Source organism: Variovorax sp. RKNM96, from assembly GCF_017161115.1.
In the GTDB taxonomy this organism is placed as follows: Bacteria; Pseudomonadota; Gammaproteobacteria; order Burkholderiales; family Burkholderiaceae_C; genus Variovorax.
In genome coordinates this window covers 2337705-2355522 of record NZ_CP046508.1, presented here as the reverse complement: position 1 = coordinate 2355522, position 17818 = coordinate 2337705, and the positions used below count along the sequence as shown (strand labels likewise).

Genomic DNA, 17818 nt, shown 5'->3' with positions numbered 1-17818 from the left:
AAACTACCATCCAATCGGTAGGCTATGAGATTAAAAAATAAGCACGCCCTGGCGTGCCTGCGATGCCGCCCGGCCATCAGCCGGGCAATGAACTCCTGAGTTGCGCGATGGCTTCGTCGAAGTCTTCGACACGCCCCGTCATGCGCGATGCGAGCAGCGCGCCCTGGCACACCGAGAACACATAGCTGGCCTGCGCAGCGACCGGGGAGGCGCCTTTCTTCCGCGCCCCTGCCGGCGCCAGCGCGCCCAGCACGCCGGTAAGCCACAGCACCTGCGTGTGGCGCAGCTCCTGCACCGCCTGGCGCAGCTCTTCGTTGATGCAATCCCACCCCGGCGCCAACGACCCTGCGGGGCACATGCCCGAGCCGGCCTTGAGTGTGTTGCGGTACATGCGGAAATACGAGTCGAGGGCGTCCTCGGGCTTTCGCTCGCGGGCCGCATCCCAGTCCTTGAAGTACTGGGTGGCCTGCCGGATCACCGCGACGCCCAGCGCTTCCTTGGTCGGAAAATGGTGGTACAGGCTTGCCTTGCGAATGCCGACCGCATTGGCCACGTCCTGGAAGCTGAAGCCCAGGTACGAGCGGGTCTCGATGAGGCCGCGCGCCACGCCGAGGATCTGGTCTCGGGTGCTGCCGGCAGCAAGTGCGGCGGAGGCGGAGGCGGCGGCGGCGGCGGCGGCGGCGTTGTTCATCTACCTACTATAAGGTAGGGAAATTCCAACCGCAAGCCGCAGGGTCATTCGTCAATCCGCCTTGATGTTCGCGGCCTTCACGATGCGCCCGTTGCTCTCGAACTCCGAGGCGATCTCCTTGGCGAAGGCCGCGGCCGTGCCGCCGGTCGGCACGTTGTCGGTGGCAGTGAGCTTGGCGCGCAGCTCGGGGCTGGCCAGGGCCTTGTTGATCTCGGCGTTGTATTTCGCGATCAACGCGGGCGGCGTGGCGGCCGGTGCGAACACGCCGAACAGCGAATTGATGTTCGCCGCGTTGTAGCCCAGCTCGCCCAGCGTGGGCACCTGCGGCAGGCTCTCGAGCCGCGCCGGCGCGCCCACGGCCAGCGGCCGCAGCTTGCCCGACTGGATGTGCGAGGTGAGCGTCGGGCTCGCGTTGGTCGACAGGATCTCGAACTGCCCGCCCAGCGCATCGTTGAGCTGCTGGCCGCCGCCCTTGTAGGGCACGTGCGTGATGTCGACACCCGTCGTCGCCCTCACCTGCTCCAGCACGATGTGCCCGAGCGACGCCGGCCCCGAGGTGGCCCAACGCACCGCGCCGGGCTGCGCCTTGGCATCGGCAATGAGCGCGCGGAAATCCTTGGCCTTGCTGGCGGGCGTGGCGATCAGCAGCACCGGCGAATACATGACGCTCGCGACCGGCGCGATGTCCTTGAGCGGATCGAAGGGCAGCTTGCCCAGGTGCGGGCTCAGCACCAGCGGGCTGATGGCCGAGAAGCCGAGCGTCGCGCCGTCGGGCGCGGCCTTGGCCACCGCATCCATGCCGATAGCGCCGCTCGCACCGGCGCGGTTGTCGACGATCACCGTGGTGCCCAGCTGCGCGGCGAGCCTGTCGCCGAGCGCACGCGCGACCACGTCGCTCACGCCGCCGGCGGGGTAGGCCACGATGAGGCGGATGGTCTTCGGAACGGTTTGGGCCTGCGCGCCGGCAGCACAGAGCGCGGCAACGGCGAGAAGCCACGACGGCTTGAACTTGAAATGCATGTCTGTCATGAGAAAGGGGTCAGTCGAGTTGCAGCTTGCGCTCGCGGATGAGCCTGGACCACTTCTCATTGTCCGCCTTGACGAAGGCCGCGAACTCGACCGGGCCGAGCGAATGCACCTCTGCTCCCGCAGTCGCGAACTTGGCCTTGATCGCCGGCTGCGCCAGCGCACGGGCCAACTCGTTGGAGAGCCGGTCGACCACGTCCTTGGGCATGTTGGCCGGCCCCACCAACCCCTGGAAGCCCACCGACTCCATGCCCGCCAGGCCCAGCTCCTTCACCGTCGGCACGTCGGGCAGCTGCGGATCGCGCACCGGCCCGGTCACCGCCAGCGCCTTGAGCTTGCCGCCCTTCACCTGCGGCAGCAGCACGCTGCCCGCGTCGATGAGGATCTGCGTCTGCCCGCCCAGCAGATCCTGCACCGCGGGTGCGCTGCCCTTGTAGGGCACGTGGGTCATGTCCAGGCCCGTCACCTGGTTCATCAGCTCGCCATTCAAATGCGTCGAGGTGCCGTTGCCGCCCGAGGCGAAATTGACCTTGCCCGGCTGCCCCTTGGCCCAGACGACGAACTCCTTGAGGTTCTTGGCCGGATGGTCAGGCCGCGCCACCGCGATGTAGCTGCCCTGGCTGATCTGCCCGATGTACGTGAACTGCTTGATGGGGTCGTACGGCGGCTTGCTCTGCAGGTACGGCGCAATGGCAAAGGGACCGGTGTTGGCCAGTAGCAGCGTGTAGCCGTCAGCCGGCTGGCGCGTGAGCTCGGTGGCCGCGATCATCCCGCTCGCGCCAGGCTTGTAATCGACCACCAGCTGCTGCTTGAGCGCCTCCTGCAGCGGCACCTGCACCGTGCGCGCCGCGAAGTCGATGCCGCCGCCCGGCGGGTAGCCGACGATCAGGCGGATCGGCTTGGCGGTGGGGAAACCTTGCGCCACGGCGAGCCCCGCGGCGGCAGCCAGCGCAACGCCGGCACAGAGTCTGTTGAAGTTCATGGTGTTGTCTCCTCGAATGAATCAGCGATTCTGAAGCAGCCGCGCCAGGGTCATCGCATTGCCGACCGCCTCGCCGCCTGCCGTGTTGTCGAAGATGCACCAGCACGCGGCGCCCTCCTCGCGCGCGAGCCGCAGACGCGATGCGAGCCGCTCGAGCAGCGCATCGTCGTAGGCCGACCAGTAGCGGCGCGGCGATCCATGCAGCCGCAGATAAACGAGACCGGGCCACCCGCCGGGCGCCGCAGCCTCCTCGAACAGCACCGGATCGGCCAGCACGCGCCCGACCTGAAAGCGCGACAGCAGCGATTCGGCCGCGGGCAGGAACCAACTGCGATGCCTCGGCTCCAGTGCCACAGGGCCGGCGTGCCTCTTCCGCACATCGGCGAGAAAGCGCCGGACCACAGGCGCGTCGAAAGCGAGGCTCGGCGGCAGTTGCACGACAAGGCAGCCGAGCCTGTCGCCCAGCCCTGTCACCTGCGCAAGGAATTCATCGAAAGCCGGCATCGCACCGGCAAGCCGCTGCTCGTGCGTGACGGTCTTCGGCAGCTTGACCGCGAAACGGAATCCGCCGGGTGTCGAAGCGGCCCACCGCTCGTAGGTCTCGCGCCGGTGCGGCCGGTAGAACGAGGTATCGATCTCGACCGCATCGAAGCGCTGCGCGTAACGCTCGAGGTGCGAGCCCTCGGCGGGAAACGCCGGCCACAGGTCGCGCGGCAGGCTCCAGCCCGCGCACCCGATGCGCGGTATCTCGGGAATGATCTGCGTCATCCCCGCATCGTAAGCACTGCGACCGATCAGCCCCAGGGCATCGTGAACGTCTTGCCGTTGGTGAACGACTTGATCGCTTCCTGCACCCCTTCCTTGTAGCCCAGCCCCGAGTCCTTGATGCCGCCGAAGGGCGTGAGCTCGATGCGGTAGCCCGGCACCTCCCACACGTTCACCGTGCCCACCTTCAGCTCGTTGGCGAAGCGGGTCGCGTAGTCCATGCGGTCGGTGCAGATGCCCGACGAGAGGCCGTAGGCCGTTCCGTTCGAGATGGCGATCGCCTCGTCGATGCTGCCGAAGCGGATGATTGGCGAGACGGGGCCGAAGGTTTCCTCGCGCACCACCGTCATCTCGGGACGCACTTTGTCGAGCACGGTGGGCGAATAGAGCGCGCCTTCGCGCCGATTGCCCACGAGCAGCCGCGCGCCCAATGCCACGGCCTCGTCCACCAGCAGCTCGAACCGACGCGCCGCGGTTTCGTCGATCACCGTGCCCATGTCGTTGCTCGCATCCGCGGGGTCGCCGTATTTCCAGCGCCTGGTCTTCTCGACCACGCGCTCGGTGAACTCGCTCGCCACATCCTTGTGCACCAGCATGCGCTTGACTGCCGTACAGCGTTGGCCCGAATTCTTGTACGAGCCCTGCACCGCGAGGTCGGAGGCGCGGTCGAGGTCGGCGTCCTCCATCACGATCAGCGGATCGTTGCCGCCCAATTCCAGCACGATGCGCCGGTAGCCTGCCTTGGCGGCGATGTACTTGCCGATGGCCACGCCGCCGGTGAAGGTGACGAGGTCCACCTGCGCATTCGTGATCAACTCGTCGGCGATCTCGCGCGGGTCGCCCGTCACCACCTGGAACATCTCGGGCGGCAAGCCTGCTTCGTAGAGGATGTCGGCCAGGTAGAAGGCCGAGAGCGGCACTTTCTCCGAGGGCTTGAGCACCATGCGGTTGTTGGTCGCGATGCTCGGCACCACCTTGTGCGCCACCTGATTCATCGGGTGGTTGAACGGCGTGATCGCGGAGATCACGCCCAGGAGCGGCTCGCGCAGCGTGATGACCTTGCGCTTCTTGCCGTGGGCCGTGAGGTCGCACGAGAAGACCTGCCCGTCGTCGCGCAGCGCCTCGGTCGCGCCGAAGGTCAGCACCTCGGCGACACGGCCGATCTCATATAGCGCGTCCTTCTTGCACAGGCCCGACTCCATCGTGATGATCGCGGCCCCTTCTTCGGCGCGTGCACGCAGCAGTGCGCAGGCCCGCTGCAGGATGCTCGCGCGCTCGTAGCGCGACAGGGTCGAGTGGTACGCATGGCCGATGCGGAAGGCCTCGCGCACATCGTCCACCGAAGCGAGCGGCACGGTGCCCACGCGCTCGTTGGTGTACGGGTTGAACACATCGAGTGTGCGCTCGCGCCGCACGCGCTCGCCGCCGATGCGCAGGGACTCGGCGCGAAAGGCCGCGCTGTCACGATGAGGTGGATGGGGTGTGGCAAGTGTGGTCATGCCTGGTTCTCCGCGAAGTCGTTGCCGATGAAATTCTTGCCGCGCGCCCCGCCCTGCGCATGCAGCAGCATCTCCCGGGCTTCGTCGTCGCCCACGCCGTAGTCGGCGAAGCGGGTCTTCACGCCCAGCGATTCGATGAAGGCCGCCAGCTGCTGCGGTGCCTCTGCGAGCGGCATGCCGAGCGCTTCGTGCAGCACCGCGTCGCGGTCGGCGCGCCGGCCGATGGCGCGCTCCAGCACCATCGGCAGCAGGAATGAGCAGGCGATGCCATGCGGCAGGCCGTAGCGCAGCGTCATCTCGTAGGAGATGGAGTGCGCGAGCGCCGTCTTGGTGTTGGAGAACGCCATGCCGGCCTTGAGCGCCGCGAGCGCCATGCGCCCCCGCAGTTCGACGTTGTCGAGCTGTCCCATCAGCTGCGGCAGCACCTCGAGCGTGTCGCGCACGGCCGAGACGGCGAAGGTGTCGGACAGCGGATTCGCATTCACGTTCCAGATGGCTTCGAGCGCATGCGACAGCGCATCGAGCCCGCTCTGCAGCGTGACGGCCGCGGGCAGCGACAGCATCAGCTCCGGGTCGACCACCGCATAGCGCGGCCAGGTCTCGGGCAGGTGCAGCGAATACTTCTTCTGCCGCTCGCGGTCCCACACCGTGGCCCAGGGCGTGACCTCGCTGCCGGTGCCGGCGGTGGTGGGCACGGCGATCAGCATCTTGCTGCGCGTGGGAACGAAAGGCCGCTCGCCGGCAAGGCCTGCCACGAGATCGGAAAAACTCGCCGCATCGTTCGCGACCATGAGCGCCTTCGCGGTGTCGATGGCGCTGCCGCCGCCGACCGCGATGAGCACCTCCACATCCGCATGGTCTCGCCAGAACCACTCGTAGAGGCCGGCCAGTTCGGCGACATCCGGGTTGGGCCGCGTCTGGTCGATGGTGCAGGCCAATGCGCCCTGCAGCACCGATTCCAGCCGGCCCAGCAGGCCGATGGCACGGGCCTCCGGAAAGGTCACCAATGCGGCGCGGCGGCCGTCGAGCAGTTTCGGCAGGGACGACAGGGCCCCTGCCCCGTACACGCTCTGTACGGGGTTGTGGTAGTTGGCGCTCATGGATGTCTCGTCAGGTGGCGGCGGGTGTCGCCGGGATCGCGTGGTTCAGGGCCAGGTCGAAGATGTCGAAGTTGCGCAGTCGCCGCTTCGGATCGACACCCTGCAGTCGCCGGTTGAACAGCAACGGCACCTTCTGTTCGGACAGCCCGCCGTGCGAGCGCAGCGGCACCGTGAGGCCGCTCAGGTCGTGCTCCGAGGCGCGCGTGCCGATCACGGCGAGGTGGTCCGACACCACCACGAGATCGCCGATGCGGTCCGGCGGCAGTTCGAAGCGCTGCGCCGCTTCGTCGCGCGTGAGCACCTGCTCGATACCGTCGGTGGCCCTCAGCGCCTCGACCAGCGCGGGCACATCCACACCCGCTTCAAGGTAGACGGTCGCGAACGAGCCGAGCGCGCCGTGGTGCACCACATACGGATCGGTGATCGGCAGGATCACCCGGCCGCGTCCGGTGCCGAGGCGCGCATCGAGCACCTCCTGAAGGAACACGATGCGCGGATTGCCGGCCGCATCGGTCTTCGGGCTCATGCCGTGGTCGGCGGTGAGCGCGATGGTGGCGCCCAGCGCATCGAGCTGCGCGAGGTAGCCGTCCATCATGGCGTAGAAGTCATTGGCGCCGGCCGTGCCGGGCGCGCACTTGTGCTGCACATAGTCGGTGGTCGAGAGGTACATGAGGTCGGGCCGCTGCGTCTCCATCAGCTTCACGCCGGCCGCGAACACGAACTCGCTCAGATCCGCGCTGTAGACCGAGGGCACGGGTTTGCCGACCAGCGCCAGCACGTCGTCGATGCCGCCGTTGGCGCGCGTCGCCTGGTCGGCCTTCTCGGCCGAGAAGCAGATGCCTTCCATGCGGTGGCCCAGCAGCGTGCGCAGCTTGTCCTTGGCCGTCACCACCGCGACCTTCGCGCCGGCCTTGGAGAACACCGCCAGCAGCGTCTCGGCGCGCAGGTAGGCCGGGTCGTTCATCATCACTTCCTTGCCCTGCGCGGTATCGAGGAAGTAGTTGCCGCAGATGCCATGCACCGAGGGCGGCGCGCCGGTCACGATCGAGAGGTTGTTCGGGTTCGTGAAGCTGGGCACCACGCAGTCGCCCACCAGCGAACTGCCCGCGGCCAGCATCTTCTTCATGAAGGGCGCGACACCGGCCTGGATCGCCTGCGTGATGTAGTCGGGCTCGCAGCCGTCCACGCACACCACGACGACGGGCTGCGAGGGCGACTTGTAGCTGCGGCCGTTCACCGAGATGCCCGGGAGGGTCGGCTTGTCCGTCATTGATGCGCTCCTTGTTGAATCCATGCGCGCAACTTGGTCGACAGGTAGTCGGCGGTCATCACCATGACGACGATCACCAGGATGCAGGTTGCGGTGTCCTGGTACTGGAACAGCTTCATGCTCCCCACCAGTTCGAAGCCGATGCCGCCCGCGCCCACCATGCCCAGCACCGTGGCCTGGCGCAGGTTGGTCTCGAAGCGGTAGACGATGACGCCGATCCACGCGGTCACGACCTGCGGGATGACGCCGAAGATGATGGTCTGTATGGGCCCTGCCCCGGTGGCACGCAATGCCTCGAGCGGACCCTGGTCGATCTCCTCGATCGACTCCGCGAAGAACTTGCCGAGCATGCCCGCGCCATGCAGCGCCAGGGCCAGCACGCCGGGGAACGGCCCGAGGCCCACGGCCGCCACGAAGATCAGCGCGAGGATGATCTCGTTGATGCCGCGCGTGATGTTCAGCACCTGCCGCATCGCATGGAACACCGCGATGTTCGGCGAGATGTTCCGCGCCGCGAAGAAGCACAGCGGCACCGCAAGAATCACCGACAGCAGCGTGCCCCAGAGCGCGATCTGCACCGTCTCGATGGCCGGCTTCACCAGCCGCTGCATGAACTCCCAGTTGGGCGGCAGCATGCGGCCGAGGAAGTCGGCGATCCACGGCATGCCCTTGGCCAGTTCGCTGAAGCTGACCTGGCTGCCGATGGCGGCCCACCACATCACGGACAGCAGGGCCAGTCCGGCAAGGGCGTACTTCCACCAGCCCGGGTTGCCGCCGCTCTTGGCGACCAGCAGGTTGTAGCGTCCGATGGCGATCATGATTGCTCCAGGGCGAGTTGCTGGGCGGGGCGCACCGCGGCCACGGGAGCGGCTGCAGGCGATGCGGCGGGTGCGGGCGGCTCGATGGGACCGTCCTCGAGACCACCCGGGTAGATGCGCTGCAGCACCTCTTCGGTCAGCTCGTCGGGCCGGCCTTCGAACACGACACGACCGGCCGCGACACCGATCACGCGCTGCGCGAATTCGCGCGCGTAGTCCACCTGGTGCAGGTTGCAGATGACGGTGATGCCCGCCTCGCTGCTGGCCTGCTTCAGATAGTTGAGCACCTTGCGCGAGGTCTTCGGGTCGAGGCTCGCCACAGGCTCGTCGGCCAGGATCACCTTGGGCTGCTGCGCCAGCGCCCGGGCGATGCCCACGCGCTGCTTCTGGCCGCCCGAAAGCGTGTCGGTGCGCAGGTCCGACTTGTGGTCGAGCTCCACGCGGCGCAGGCACTCGCGGGCGATGGCGATGTCCTTGGCGGGAAAGATCTGGAACCACGAAGCGATCGCCGGCATCGAGCCGAGCCGCCCGGTCAGCACGTTCTTGAGTACCGACAGGCGCGGCACCACGTTGTAGTGCTGGAAGATCATCGCCACATCGCGGCGCACCTTGCGCAGGCCGGCGCGGTCGCCGCGCGAACGCTCGCCATCCACATGGATCTCGCCCTCGCTCGGCTCGGCCAGGTGGTTGATGCAGCGAAGCAAGGTGGACTTGCCCGCACCCGACGCGCCGAGGATGACGACGAACTCACCCTTGGCGACCGTGAGGTCGACGCGGTGGAGCGCGGTGAAGTCGCCGTAGCGCTTGCACAGGCCTCGGATTTCGATCATTTCATCTTCCTCAGGTCGAGGTTCAGCACCTTGGCCGTGTCGCGGATGATGTTGTAGGCCGCGTCGTTGGTCGGGTGGAAACCGTTGAGCTCGCCCTGGTCGGACCAGGGGATGTTCTTCACCTGCAGGAAGGCGGCCTGCACGCGCGTCTTCAGGTCCGCGGGCAGGTCCTTGCGCCACACGGTGGGCGACTCGGGAATCGGGTCCGACTTCCACACCTCGACCAGGTCTTCGCGCTTGACGAGACCCTTGGAAACGGCGGCATCGAGGATGCGGTCGGCAATGGCCGCGGCGTCCACCTTCTTGTTCTGCACCGCGATCGCGCTCGAGTCGTGCGAGCCCGAGAAGATCACGCGACCGAAGTCCTTGTCGGTGTTGAAGCCCAGCTTCATCAGCCCGGCCTTCGGGAACAGGTGGCCCGAGGTCGAGCTCGGGTCGACGAATGCGAAGGTCTTGCCCTTGAGGTCGGCCACTGTCTTGATGCCGGTGTCCTTGTGCGTGACGATCTGGCTGTAATAGAAGGTGCGCCCGGCCTTCTTGGTCTCGGCGACCGCGAAGGCCTCGATGTCGGCGACAGTCGCGCCCAACACATAAGAGAACGGGCCGAGGTAGGCCACGTCGAGACGCTTTGAACGCAGCGCCTCGATCACGCCGTTGTAGTCGGCCGCCACGAAGGGCTTGACCGGGAAACCGAGCGCCTTGGACAGCATGTCCATCATGGCCTGGCTGTTGGCGATCATGGCGCGCGAATCCTCGGAAGGAATCAGCCCGACAGTAAGAACCTGCTGTGCCCGTGCCATCGGCACGAAGGCGGACGCTGTGACGGCTGCAGTGCCGAACAGCAACTTTCTGCGCTTCATCATGGTTGTCTCCAGTGGTCTGTGTTGCATGAATTCCTCCTGGTGGTTTCGAAGGGCAAAAGCGCCCGTTCCGAGTCTTCCAGTGCTTCGTGTCGTGGTCATGACATCGAGAGGATTTCGGGACGTCCGGCGTTTGTCTGTCGCTGCCTGGTCCGTCTTGAAGCGGAGTAAATCACCGAGCCATGTATCGAACAAATTCAAATTTTTTCGATGATCTATATACTGAATCTATAGTTCGAAAAGAGGCCTTGCCATGCGTCTGACACAGCTGCGTTCCTTCTATGCCGTGGCCCGCGAGGGCAGCTTCACCAAGGCCGCCGAACACCTGCATGTGAGCCAGCCCACCATCACCACGCAGGTGCGGTTTCTCGAAGAGGCCTACCAGGTCGAGCTCTTCCACCGGCGCGGCCGGCGCGTGCAGCTCACCGAAATCGGCGAACAGCTGATGCAGCTCGCGCAGCAGATCTTCAGCCTCGAAGGCGATGCGGTCGCGCTGCTCGGCGATGCAGGCACGCTGCGCACGGGCCACCTGCGCGTGGCGGCCGTGGGGCCGTACCACGTGACGAAGATGCTGGTCGACTTCAGCCTGCGCTACCCCGGCGTGAAGGTGACGGTGAGCACCGGCAATTCGCAGGACGTGCTCGACAGCCTCGTCGACTACAGCGCCGACGTCGGCGTGCTCGCACAGATGGTGCGCGACGACCGCTTTCTCTCGGTGCCGTTCAGCCAGCACCCGGTCGTGATGTTCGTGCCGTCAACGCACCGCTTCGCGCGGCGGCGCAACATCCGCCTGGCCGAGCTGCAGGGCGAGCGGCTCATCATGCGAGAAGAAGGATCGACCACGCGCAAGGCGCTCGAACTCGCGCTCGCCAAGGCGAAGGTCGAAGTCGACGTGGTGATGGAGATCAGCAGCCGCGAGGTGATCCGCGAAGCCGTCGCACAGGGCCTGGGCATTGCGGCGGTGTCGAGCGTGGAGTTCGTGCCGAGCCCCGACCTGCGCATGGTCGGCTTCAGCGACACCGAGATCTTCACGTATGCGCACGTGCTGTGCCTGGCGGAGCGGCGCGAGATGCGCATGGTCAGCGCGTTCTTCGACACGCTGGTGCCGGCCATCGAGGCGCGCAAGCGCAAGGCCTGAACCGCCGCAGGTTCAGCCGCGCGGGTGGTGCGCCGCGTGCAGCTGCTTCAGGCGCTCGCGCGCCACGTGCGTGTAGATGGTGGTGGTCGAGATGTCGGCATGGCCGAGCAGCAACTGCACCGCGCGCAGGTCCACGCCATGGTTCAGCAGGTGCGTGGCGAAGGCATGCCGCAGCGTGTGCGGCGACAGCGGCACATGGATGCCGGCGGCCGCGGCCTGCTTCTTCACGATGATCCAGAACATCACGCGCGTCATGCCCGCGCCGCGCGCAGTCACGAAGAGGTCGGGCGTCTGCTGGCCATCGAGGATCGCGGGGCGCGACTCGTCGAGATAGCGTTCGATCCAGCGCCGCGCCTCGCCGCCGAAGGGCACGAGGCGCTCCTTGTTGCCCTTGCCGAGCACGCGCAGCACGCCGTCGTTGAGGCTCATGTCGATGACCTTGAGCGCCACCAACTCGCTCACGCGCAGGCCGCTGGCATACATCACCTCGAGCATCGCGCGATCGCGCAGGCCCAGCGGCGTCTCGACATCGGGCGCGGCCAGCAGGTCGTCGACCTGTTTCTCCGACAGCGTCTTGATGGCGCGCGGCATCTGCCGTGCAGGTGCGAGTCGGATCGTCGGATCCGCCGTGATGCGGCGCTCGCGCAGCGCCCATCGGTAGTAGCGCTTGAACACGGTGAGCCGCCGGTTGGCCGAGGTGGCCTTGCCCTTGGTCGAGAGGCGCACGCCCATGTAGGCCTGCACATCGGATTCTTCTGCGGTATCGAGGGCGACGCCGCCGCGCTGCTTGCCGAGCCACTGCGAGAACAGCGCGAGGTCGCGGCGGTATGCGGCCAGCGTGTTCTTCGAGAGACCGTCTTCGAGCCAGAGGGCGTCGATGAACTCGTCGATTTCGGGGGTGGGTGCGGCAGCGGCCTCGGTCATGCGGTGCAAGATAACAAAAAGAAAAAGCCGCCCGGGGTGCGGGCGGCTTTCGTGGGGCAGAGGCCGGTCAGTCGAGCTTCAGGTTCTGCTTCTTCACGACCTGCTTGTAGACCTCGTACTCGGCCTTGATCTGCGCTGCGAACTGCTCGGGCGTGTTGGCCACGATCAGCGAGCCGGTGTCTTCGATGCGCTTCTTCACGGCCGGATCTTCCACCGCCTTCTTCACGCCGGCGGCGACCTTGTCGACCACTTCCTTCGGCAGGCCCTTGGGGCCGAGGATGCCGTAGTAGGCCATGCGGTTCACCGGTTCGAGGCCCACTTCCTTGAACGTCGGCACGTTCGGCAGTGCAGCCAGGCGCTGGGGCGCCGACACCACGATCGGGATCAGCCGGCCGCTGGTGATGAAGGGCATGGCCGAGGGGATGTTGTCGAACATGATCGGCACCTGGCCGGCCACCACGTCGTTCAGCGCCGGGCCCGCGCCGCGGTAGGGGATGTGCGTGACGAAGGTGTTGGTCAGGCTCTTGTAGAGCTCCATCAGCAGGTGGCCGATGCCGCCCGTGCCCGACGAGGCGTACGAATACTTGCCGGGGTTCTTTTTCAGCTCGGCGACGAACTCGGCGTAGTTCTTGGCCGGGAAGCTCGGGTTCACCGCGATGATGTTCGGCGTGGCCGCGATGTTGGTGATCGGCGTGAAGTCGTTGATCGGGTCGTAGGGCGTCTTCGGGTTGATGGCCGGGTTGGCCGCCGTGCTCGAGACGGTGGCCACGCCGAGCTTGTAGCCGTCGGGCGTGGCGCGGGCGGTTTCAGCCGCGCCGACGATGCCGCCGCCACCGGCGCGGTTGATCACCACCACCGGCTGGCCCAGGATCTTGCCCAGCGGATCGGAGATCACGCGCGCCACGATGTCCGTCGTGCCGCCCGGAGCGAACGGCACGCTCAGTTCGACCGGCTTGTTGGGATAGCCCTGTGCAAAGCTCTGGCCTGCGACTGCGGCCAGCGCGACTGCCCCCATCAGGGTGCTCCATTGACGACGTTGCATCGAATAACTCCTTGATTTGACTGACTCTGACTGACAGATGTCGAAAAAAGCGAAGCCCGGATGCTAGCGGCTCCAGGGGCCCGCCCATGCTCTGGATTACCCATGGTCCGTGCGGTTTATGCTCGAAACGTGAACTACGCGCAGCTGCTTTTCCCCGATTTCTCCCTCATCGCCATCGGCTGGCTCCTGTGCCGCTACACCGCGCTCGACCGCCGCGTGTGGGACCAGGTCGAGAGCCTCGTCTACTACTTCCTTTTTCCGGTGTTGCTGTTCCATTCGATCGTGCGCAGCCCGCTCGATTTCGGTGCCACCTCGAGCCTGCTGACCGCCGGCGTCGGCATCGGCTTGTGCGGCATCGCGCTGGCCTACGCCCTGCCCTTCGTGCCAGGCATCGGCCCGCACATCGACCGACGCGACCATGCCGCCAGCGCGCAGGTCGCGTTCCGCTTCAACTCCTTCATCTGCCTCGCGCTGGCCGACCGGCTCGCGGGCCCCGAGGGCCTCTTGCTCATCGCGGTGCTGATCGGCGTGTGCGTGCCGATGTTCAACATCGCGGCCGTGTGGCCGATGACGCGGCACGCACAGACCGGCTTCGTGCGGCAGCTGGTGCGCAACCCGCTGATCGTGGCGACGGTGGCCGGGCTGCTGGCGAACGTGCTGGGCCTCGCGGTGCCGAACTGGCTCACGCCGACGCTCACGCGCATCGGCGCCGCCTCGCTCGCGCTGGGCCTGCTGGCCGCGGGCGCGGGGATGCAGTTCGCGACGCTGGGGCGCGGCAAGGTACTGGCGGGGTCGGTGCTGGCGATACGGCACCTGATTCTTCCGCTGGTGGCGTGGGGGCTGGCACGGGCACTGCGGCTGGACGGCATCCAGGCGTCGGTGCTGATGGCGTTCTCGGCGGTGCCGACGGCGTCGAGCGCCTATGTGCTCGCGGCGCGCATGGGCTACAACGGGCCGTATGTGGCAGGGCTGGTGACGCTGTCGACGGTGCTGGGGGTTGTGAGCCTGCCGTTTGCGCTGGCGTTGCCGAGATAGCTCATCGCTGCATCAACGCCGGCACCGCCGACGCCAGCATCGCCACGCCCGATGCGGTGAGCAAGCTCAGCACAAGCTTGCGAAACGCCGTCTCGCTGACGCCGATATAAAGCCGCGCGCCCAGCAGCACTGGCACCGCAACCGCCAGCGCGACCAGCCCCAGCAGCGGCACCATCGAGGCGACGATGCTGCCGCTGGCGAGGTGAATCGCAAACGCCACCAGCAGCATTGACAGGTTGAAGTTCTGGATCACCGCACGCTGGGTGTCGCGCTGGAAGCCGCGCAACGTGCACCAGAGCGTGGGGATCGTCCCCGAGAAGCCACCGATACCCGCCATCGCCCCGCCGATGGCGCCCACAATGCCATCTGCCGCGCGGCCACCGAAAGTGATCTTCGGCAGGTGCTGCGACATCAGCATCGCCGGGCACCACAGCACCAGCAGCGCGCCCAGGCACACCTTGAAGACCACGAGATCGAGATGCGGCAGCAGCCACACACCGAATGGCACGCCGACAAGGCCACCGAGCACGAACGGCCAGAGCAAGGACTTGTCGAAAGTGCGTCGCACCGTGACAGCAGCGATCACCTGCCCCGTCAGCGCGCCGAACAGCGCGAGCACCGCGGCCAGTTGCGGCTCCAGGGTCCAGGCCCAGACCGACATCGCCACCAATCCGAATGCAAAGCCCGACAGGCCCTGCACGAAACCCGCCAGCACGGCGCCGACGATCACATAGACATACAAGGCTTGCATGCGGCCGATGATAGAAGCCGCCGCACCGTGCCCGCCTCAACCGGCGGGCCGGAGAGGTGGTGTCAGGCCGAAGCCGGCACAAGCGCCGTGCGGCGCACCCGCGTGACGTTGAACGCGCTCGCGATCAGCACGCCCTGCACCAGCGCCAGGCCGACGATCACGCTCGTGTACTGGCCGTGGTCCATCAGGCGGCCGAAGACCAGTGGCGCGAGCGCCTGTCCGATGTCGAGCCCCGCATACACCACGCCGTAGACGCGGCCCGTGGCATTGGGCGGCGTCGAGCGCTTGACCAGCAGGTCGCGCGACGGACCGGCCACGCCGGAGACAAAACCCATGGCGCCGAACAGCACCGGCACGAGGATCGGCGGGAACTGCGCGAAGGCCAACACGAGCGCGAGCGCAGCCGCGATGCCGAAGCCCGCGCCCACGATTCGCTCGCAACGCGACGGGTCGGAAGCAAGGAAACCGCCCACCACCATGCCGGCCGCGCTCGCCACCATGTAGACCGTGAGGCACACCGCCACCAGCGCCACCGGCACCGCATGCAGATGGCCCGCGGCCACGGGTGCGAAGGTCTGCACCACGCTGATCACCGCGGCATAGAAGAAGAAGAAACCGAAGCACATCCACACCGCGGGGATGCGCAGGAAGTCGAACTCGCCGCCGATCGGCGCGGGCTCCCCCTGCCCCGTGGCCTTGTGCACGGCCGCGACATCGAGCGACAGCACGCTGCGATAGATCCACAACACCAGCAGCACGACGATGGCCAGCACGCCGGCCGAAGCCAGCGCCACGCGCCACGAGAACGCGATGGCGATCGGCACCACGAAGGCCGGCGCGAGCGCCCAGCCCAGGCTCCCGGTGATGCCGTGCACGCTGTAGGCGTGGCCCAGGCGCGTGGGCGCGACCTTGCGGTTGAAGAGGGTGTAGTCCACCGGGTGGAACACGCCGTTGCCGATACCGCCGACCACGGCACACAGCAGGAGCATCCAGTAGCTCTGCGCCATCGCATAACCGAAGGCGGCCAGCCCCAGTGCGCCCAGGCCGACGAACAGCACCGGGCGCGGACCCAGCTTGTCGACGATGAAACCCGACGCCGCCTGCACGATGCACGAGACCACGAAGAACACCGTGAGCACGGCGCCCAGCTCGGTGTAGCTCACGTTGAACGCGTCCTTCAGCCACGGGAACAGCGGCGCCAGGATGAGCTGGCTGAAATGGCTGATCGCGTGGGCCAGGCCGACGAGGCCGATGAGTTGCGCGTCGGAGCGCAAGGTGGTGGCGGGGGGTGTGGTGGTCGCGTGGGAAGACATGGATTGCTACAAAAAACCGGGGCAGGCACCGATGCTATGCCCCCGGGGAGCGGCAGAATGGCGATACAGCGACAACATTTGTCGAAACCATGCCACGCGCCTCCTCCACCGCTTTCCATCCTTCTCCGGTCACCAGCGTCGCCTCGCTCACGCCGCACCTCTACGCCCCCGACGCGGTGCGCCCGCTGCGCGCCAAGGAGCACTTCCTGAGTGCCGACACCTTCGTCGAGCTGCACCAGCATCCGTGGCCGCAGCTCACCTTTTCCACCCGCGGCGTGATCCGCCTGAGCACCGAGGACGGCAGCTACATCGTGCCGCCCTCGCGTGCGCTTTGGGTGCCGGCGAACATGCCGCACAGCATCATGCTGATCGAGGACGCCGAGCTGCGCACCATCTACCTGCACGCCTGGCTCGCACCGTCCTGGGAGAAATGCGAGGTGCTCGAGATCAGCCCGCTGATGCGCGCCCTGATGCTCGCGCTCGACACCACGCCAGACGGCCTGCCGCCCACCGACCCGCAGGCGCCGCAGCGCGAACGCATGATCGCGCCGCTGCTGGTCGACGAGATCGAGCGCGCCACGCAGATCCGCATCGACGTGCCGCTGCCCACCGACAAGCGCCTGCGCCAGCTCTGCGAGGCGCTGCTGCGCAACCCCGCCGACCGCTCCACGCTGGCCGAGCGCGCCGCCACCATCGGCGCCAGCGAGCGCACGGTGGCGCGGCTGTTCCGCGACCAGCTCGGCATGAGCTGGCAGCAATGGCGCCAGCAGGCGGTGATGGCGCATGCGCTGCCGCTGCTCGCGCGCGGCATGGCGGTGAGCCAGGTGGCGGCGGCCAGCGGCTATGCCACCGACAGCGCGTTCTGCGCGATGTTCAAGGCGGCCACGGGGCGCTCGCCGACTTCGTTCCAGCACAAGAAGCGCTCGTCCGTCCCTGCCTGAACCATTCGGCGTGCGGGGCCTTCACGACGCTCTGGCAAGATCGGCGGGCCCGAAAAACCACGGACCTCCCATCGACCTGCCCATGGCACCGCCTCCCCGACCGCAGACCTGGACCGCCGACATCGGCCTGCGCATTCGCCGCCATTTCCTCCTGAAGGCGGTCGGGACCACGGCCTTCACCTGGCTGTTCTTCATCGGCTACTTCCATCTGCTGCGCAACCCCTCCTTCCCGGTCGCGGTGATGCCGCTCACGGCGCTGGACCACCTGATTCCGTTCCAGCCCTACACGCTGGGCGCCTACCTCTCGCTCTGGGTCTACGTGGGCATCGCGCCGGGGCTACAGCTCACCTTTCGCGAGCTGGTGGTCTACGGGCTGTGGATCGGCGCGCTGTGCCTCACCGGCCTCGCCCTCTTCTACTTCTGGCCGACCCAGATACCGCCTTTGGCCATGGACGTCTCGGGCTATCCCGGTTTCGCGATGCTGCAGGGCGTGGACGCGGCGGGCAACGCCTGCCCGTCGATGCACGTGGCGGTCGCGATCTTCACCGCCCTCTGGATCGAGCACCTGCTGCGGCAGGCCGGCACGCCCATCGTGCTGCGCATCGTCAACTGGGCCTGGTTCGCCGCCATCGCCTATTCGACGCTGGCGGTCAAGCAGCACGTGGTGCTGGACGTGGTGGCGGGTGCGCTGCTCGGCATGGCGTTCGCACTGCCGTCGCTGCGCTGGCGGCCGGGCAAGCGTTTGCCAGGGGATTCCCCTCCGGTCGGAGCGGATATCATTGGTCATCACTGACCAACACAGGCCGAGCGAGGAAGGGATCGATCCAATGGCG

General features: G+C 67.1%; 18 protein-coding genes. 4 read left to right on the top strand and 14 right to left on the bottom strand.

The window, feature by feature from the left end:
• Positions 1–76 precede the first annotated feature (76 nt).
• Genes GNX71_RS10820 through phnD form a run of 10 tightly spaced genes read right to left on the bottom strand, consistent with a single transcriptional unit; the run spans position 77 to position 9841 of the window.
• Positions 77–691 (bottom strand): TetR/AcrR family transcriptional regulator, encoded by a 615-nt coding sequence (locus GNX71_RS10820; protein ID WP_206178308.1) that lies wholly within the window; start codon positions 689–691, stop codon positions 77–79.
• 51 nt (positions 692–742) lie between these two features.
• Positions 743–1711: a tripartite tricarboxylate transporter substrate binding protein gene (locus tag GNX71_RS10815; RefSeq protein WP_241027310.1), complete on the bottom strand. Its 969-nt coding sequence runs from the start codon at positions 1709–1711 to the stop codon at positions 743–745.
• Between the two features lie 19 nt (positions 1712–1730).
• On the bottom strand, positions 1731–2699 hold the full coding sequence (locus GNX71_RS10810; protein WP_206178306.1) for a tripartite tricarboxylate transporter substrate binding protein: 969 nt from the start codon (positions 2697–2699) through the stop codon (positions 1731–1733).
• 21 nt (positions 2700–2720) lie between these two features.
• Entirely contained in the window at positions 2721–3467 is a 747-nt protein-coding gene (locus GNX71_RS10805; RefSeq protein ID WP_206178305.1) for a DUF72 domain-containing protein, read from the bottom strand.
• A gap of 26 nt (positions 3468–3493) precedes the next feature.
• Positions 3494–4963 (bottom strand): phosphonoacetaldehyde dehydrogenase, encoded by a 1470-nt coding sequence (gene phnY, locus GNX71_RS10800; protein ID WP_206178304.1) that lies wholly within the window; start codon positions 4961–4963, stop codon positions 3494–3496.
• Entirely contained in the window at positions 4960–6063 is a 1104-nt protein-coding gene (gene psrA / locus GNX71_RS10795; protein WP_206178303.1) for an iron-containing alcohol dehydrogenase PsrA, read from the bottom strand. The genes phnY and psrA overlap by 4 nt, the downstream gene beginning before the upstream one ends.
• Positions 6064–6073: 10 nt before the next feature.
• Positions 6074–7333: a phosphonoacetate hydrolase gene (gene phnA, locus GNX71_RS10790; protein ID WP_206178302.1), complete on the bottom strand. Its 1260-nt coding sequence runs from the start codon at positions 7331–7333 to the stop codon at positions 6074–6076.
• A complete protein-coding gene (gene phnE / locus GNX71_RS10785; RefSeq protein ID WP_052810660.1) occupies positions 7330–8151 on the bottom strand; it encodes a phosphonate ABC transporter, permease protein PhnE in 822 nt (273 codons plus the stop codon). Before phnE ends, phnA begins: the two co-directional genes overlap by 4 nt.
• The gene (gene phnC, locus GNX71_RS10780; RefSeq protein WP_206178301.1) at positions 8148–8981 is read right to left on the bottom strand and encodes a phosphonate ABC transporter ATP-binding protein; all 834 of its coding nucleotides are present in this window, start codon (positions 8979–8981) and stop codon (positions 8148–8150) included. Before phnC ends, phnE begins: the two co-directional genes overlap by 4 nt.
• Positions 8978–9841, bottom strand: a complete 864-nt coding sequence (gene phnD, locus GNX71_RS10775; RefSeq protein ID WP_277401898.1) for a phosphonate ABC transporter substrate-binding protein — start codon at positions 9839–9841, stop codon at positions 8978–8980. The genes phnC and phnD overlap by 4 nt, the downstream gene beginning before the upstream one ends.
• A 253-nt stretch (positions 9842–10094) precedes the next feature.
• Between phnD and GNX71_RS10770 the strand changes: the two genes are divergently transcribed.
• Positions 10095–10979: a LysR substrate-binding domain-containing protein gene (locus GNX71_RS10770; protein WP_206178299.1), complete on the top strand. Its 885-nt coding sequence runs from the start codon at positions 10095–10097 to the stop codon at positions 10977–10979.
• 12 nt (positions 10980–10991) lie between these two features.
• Here the strand turns inward: GNX71_RS10770 and xerD are convergent, their stop codons facing one another.
• Both xerD and GNX71_RS10760 read right to left on the bottom strand, forming a co-directional pair.
• The gene (gene xerD, locus GNX71_RS10765) at positions 10992–11903 is read right to left on the bottom strand and encodes a site-specific tyrosine recombinase XerD (protein ID WP_206178298.1); all 912 of its coding nucleotides are present in this window, start codon (positions 11901–11903) and stop codon (positions 10992–10994) included.
• 67 nt (positions 11904–11970) lie between these two features.
• Positions 11971–12945 carry a tripartite tricarboxylate transporter substrate binding protein BugE gene (locus GNX71_RS10760; RefSeq protein WP_206178297.1) on the bottom strand — a complete coding sequence of 325 codons (975 nt, stop codon included), beginning with the start codon at positions 12943–12945 and terminating at the stop codon, positions 11971–11973.
• 102 nt (positions 12946–13047) lie between these two features.
• Here GNX71_RS10760 and GNX71_RS10755 point away from each other — a divergent pair, with 102 nt between their 5' ends.
• Positions 13048–13980: an AEC family transporter gene (locus tag GNX71_RS10755; protein ID WP_206178296.1), complete on the top strand. Its 933-nt coding sequence runs from the start codon at positions 13048–13050 to the stop codon at positions 13978–13980.
• 1 nt (position 13981) lies between these two features.
• Here GNX71_RS10755 and GNX71_RS10750 read toward each other — a convergent pair whose 3' ends face one another.
• Positions 13982–14731, bottom strand: coding sequence for a sulfite exporter TauE/SafE family protein (locus GNX71_RS10750; RefSeq protein WP_206178295.1), 750 nt, complete (start codon positions 14729–14731; stop codon positions 13982–13984).
• Between the two features lie 62 nt (positions 14732–14793).
• The gene (locus GNX71_RS10745; protein ID WP_206178294.1) at positions 14794–16044 is read right to left on the bottom strand and encodes an MFS transporter; all 1251 of its coding nucleotides are present in this window, start codon (positions 16042–16044) and stop codon (positions 14794–14796) included.
• An 89-nt stretch (positions 16045–16133) separates the two neighbouring features.
• Between GNX71_RS10745 and GNX71_RS10740 the strand changes: the two genes are divergently transcribed.
• Together GNX71_RS10740 and GNX71_RS10735 are read left to right on the top strand one after the other, a co-directional pair.
• Positions 16134–16985, top strand: a complete 852-nt coding sequence (locus tag GNX71_RS10740; RefSeq protein ID WP_206178293.1) for a helix-turn-helix transcriptional regulator — start codon at positions 16134–16136, stop codon at positions 16983–16985.
• An 82-nt stretch (positions 16986–17067) separates the two neighbouring features.
• The gene (locus tag GNX71_RS10735) at positions 17068–17778 is read left to right on the top strand and encodes a phosphatase PAP2 family protein (protein WP_206178292.1); all 711 of its coding nucleotides are present in this window, start codon (positions 17068–17070) and stop codon (positions 17776–17778) included.
• Positions 17779–17818 lie beyond the last annotated feature (40 nt).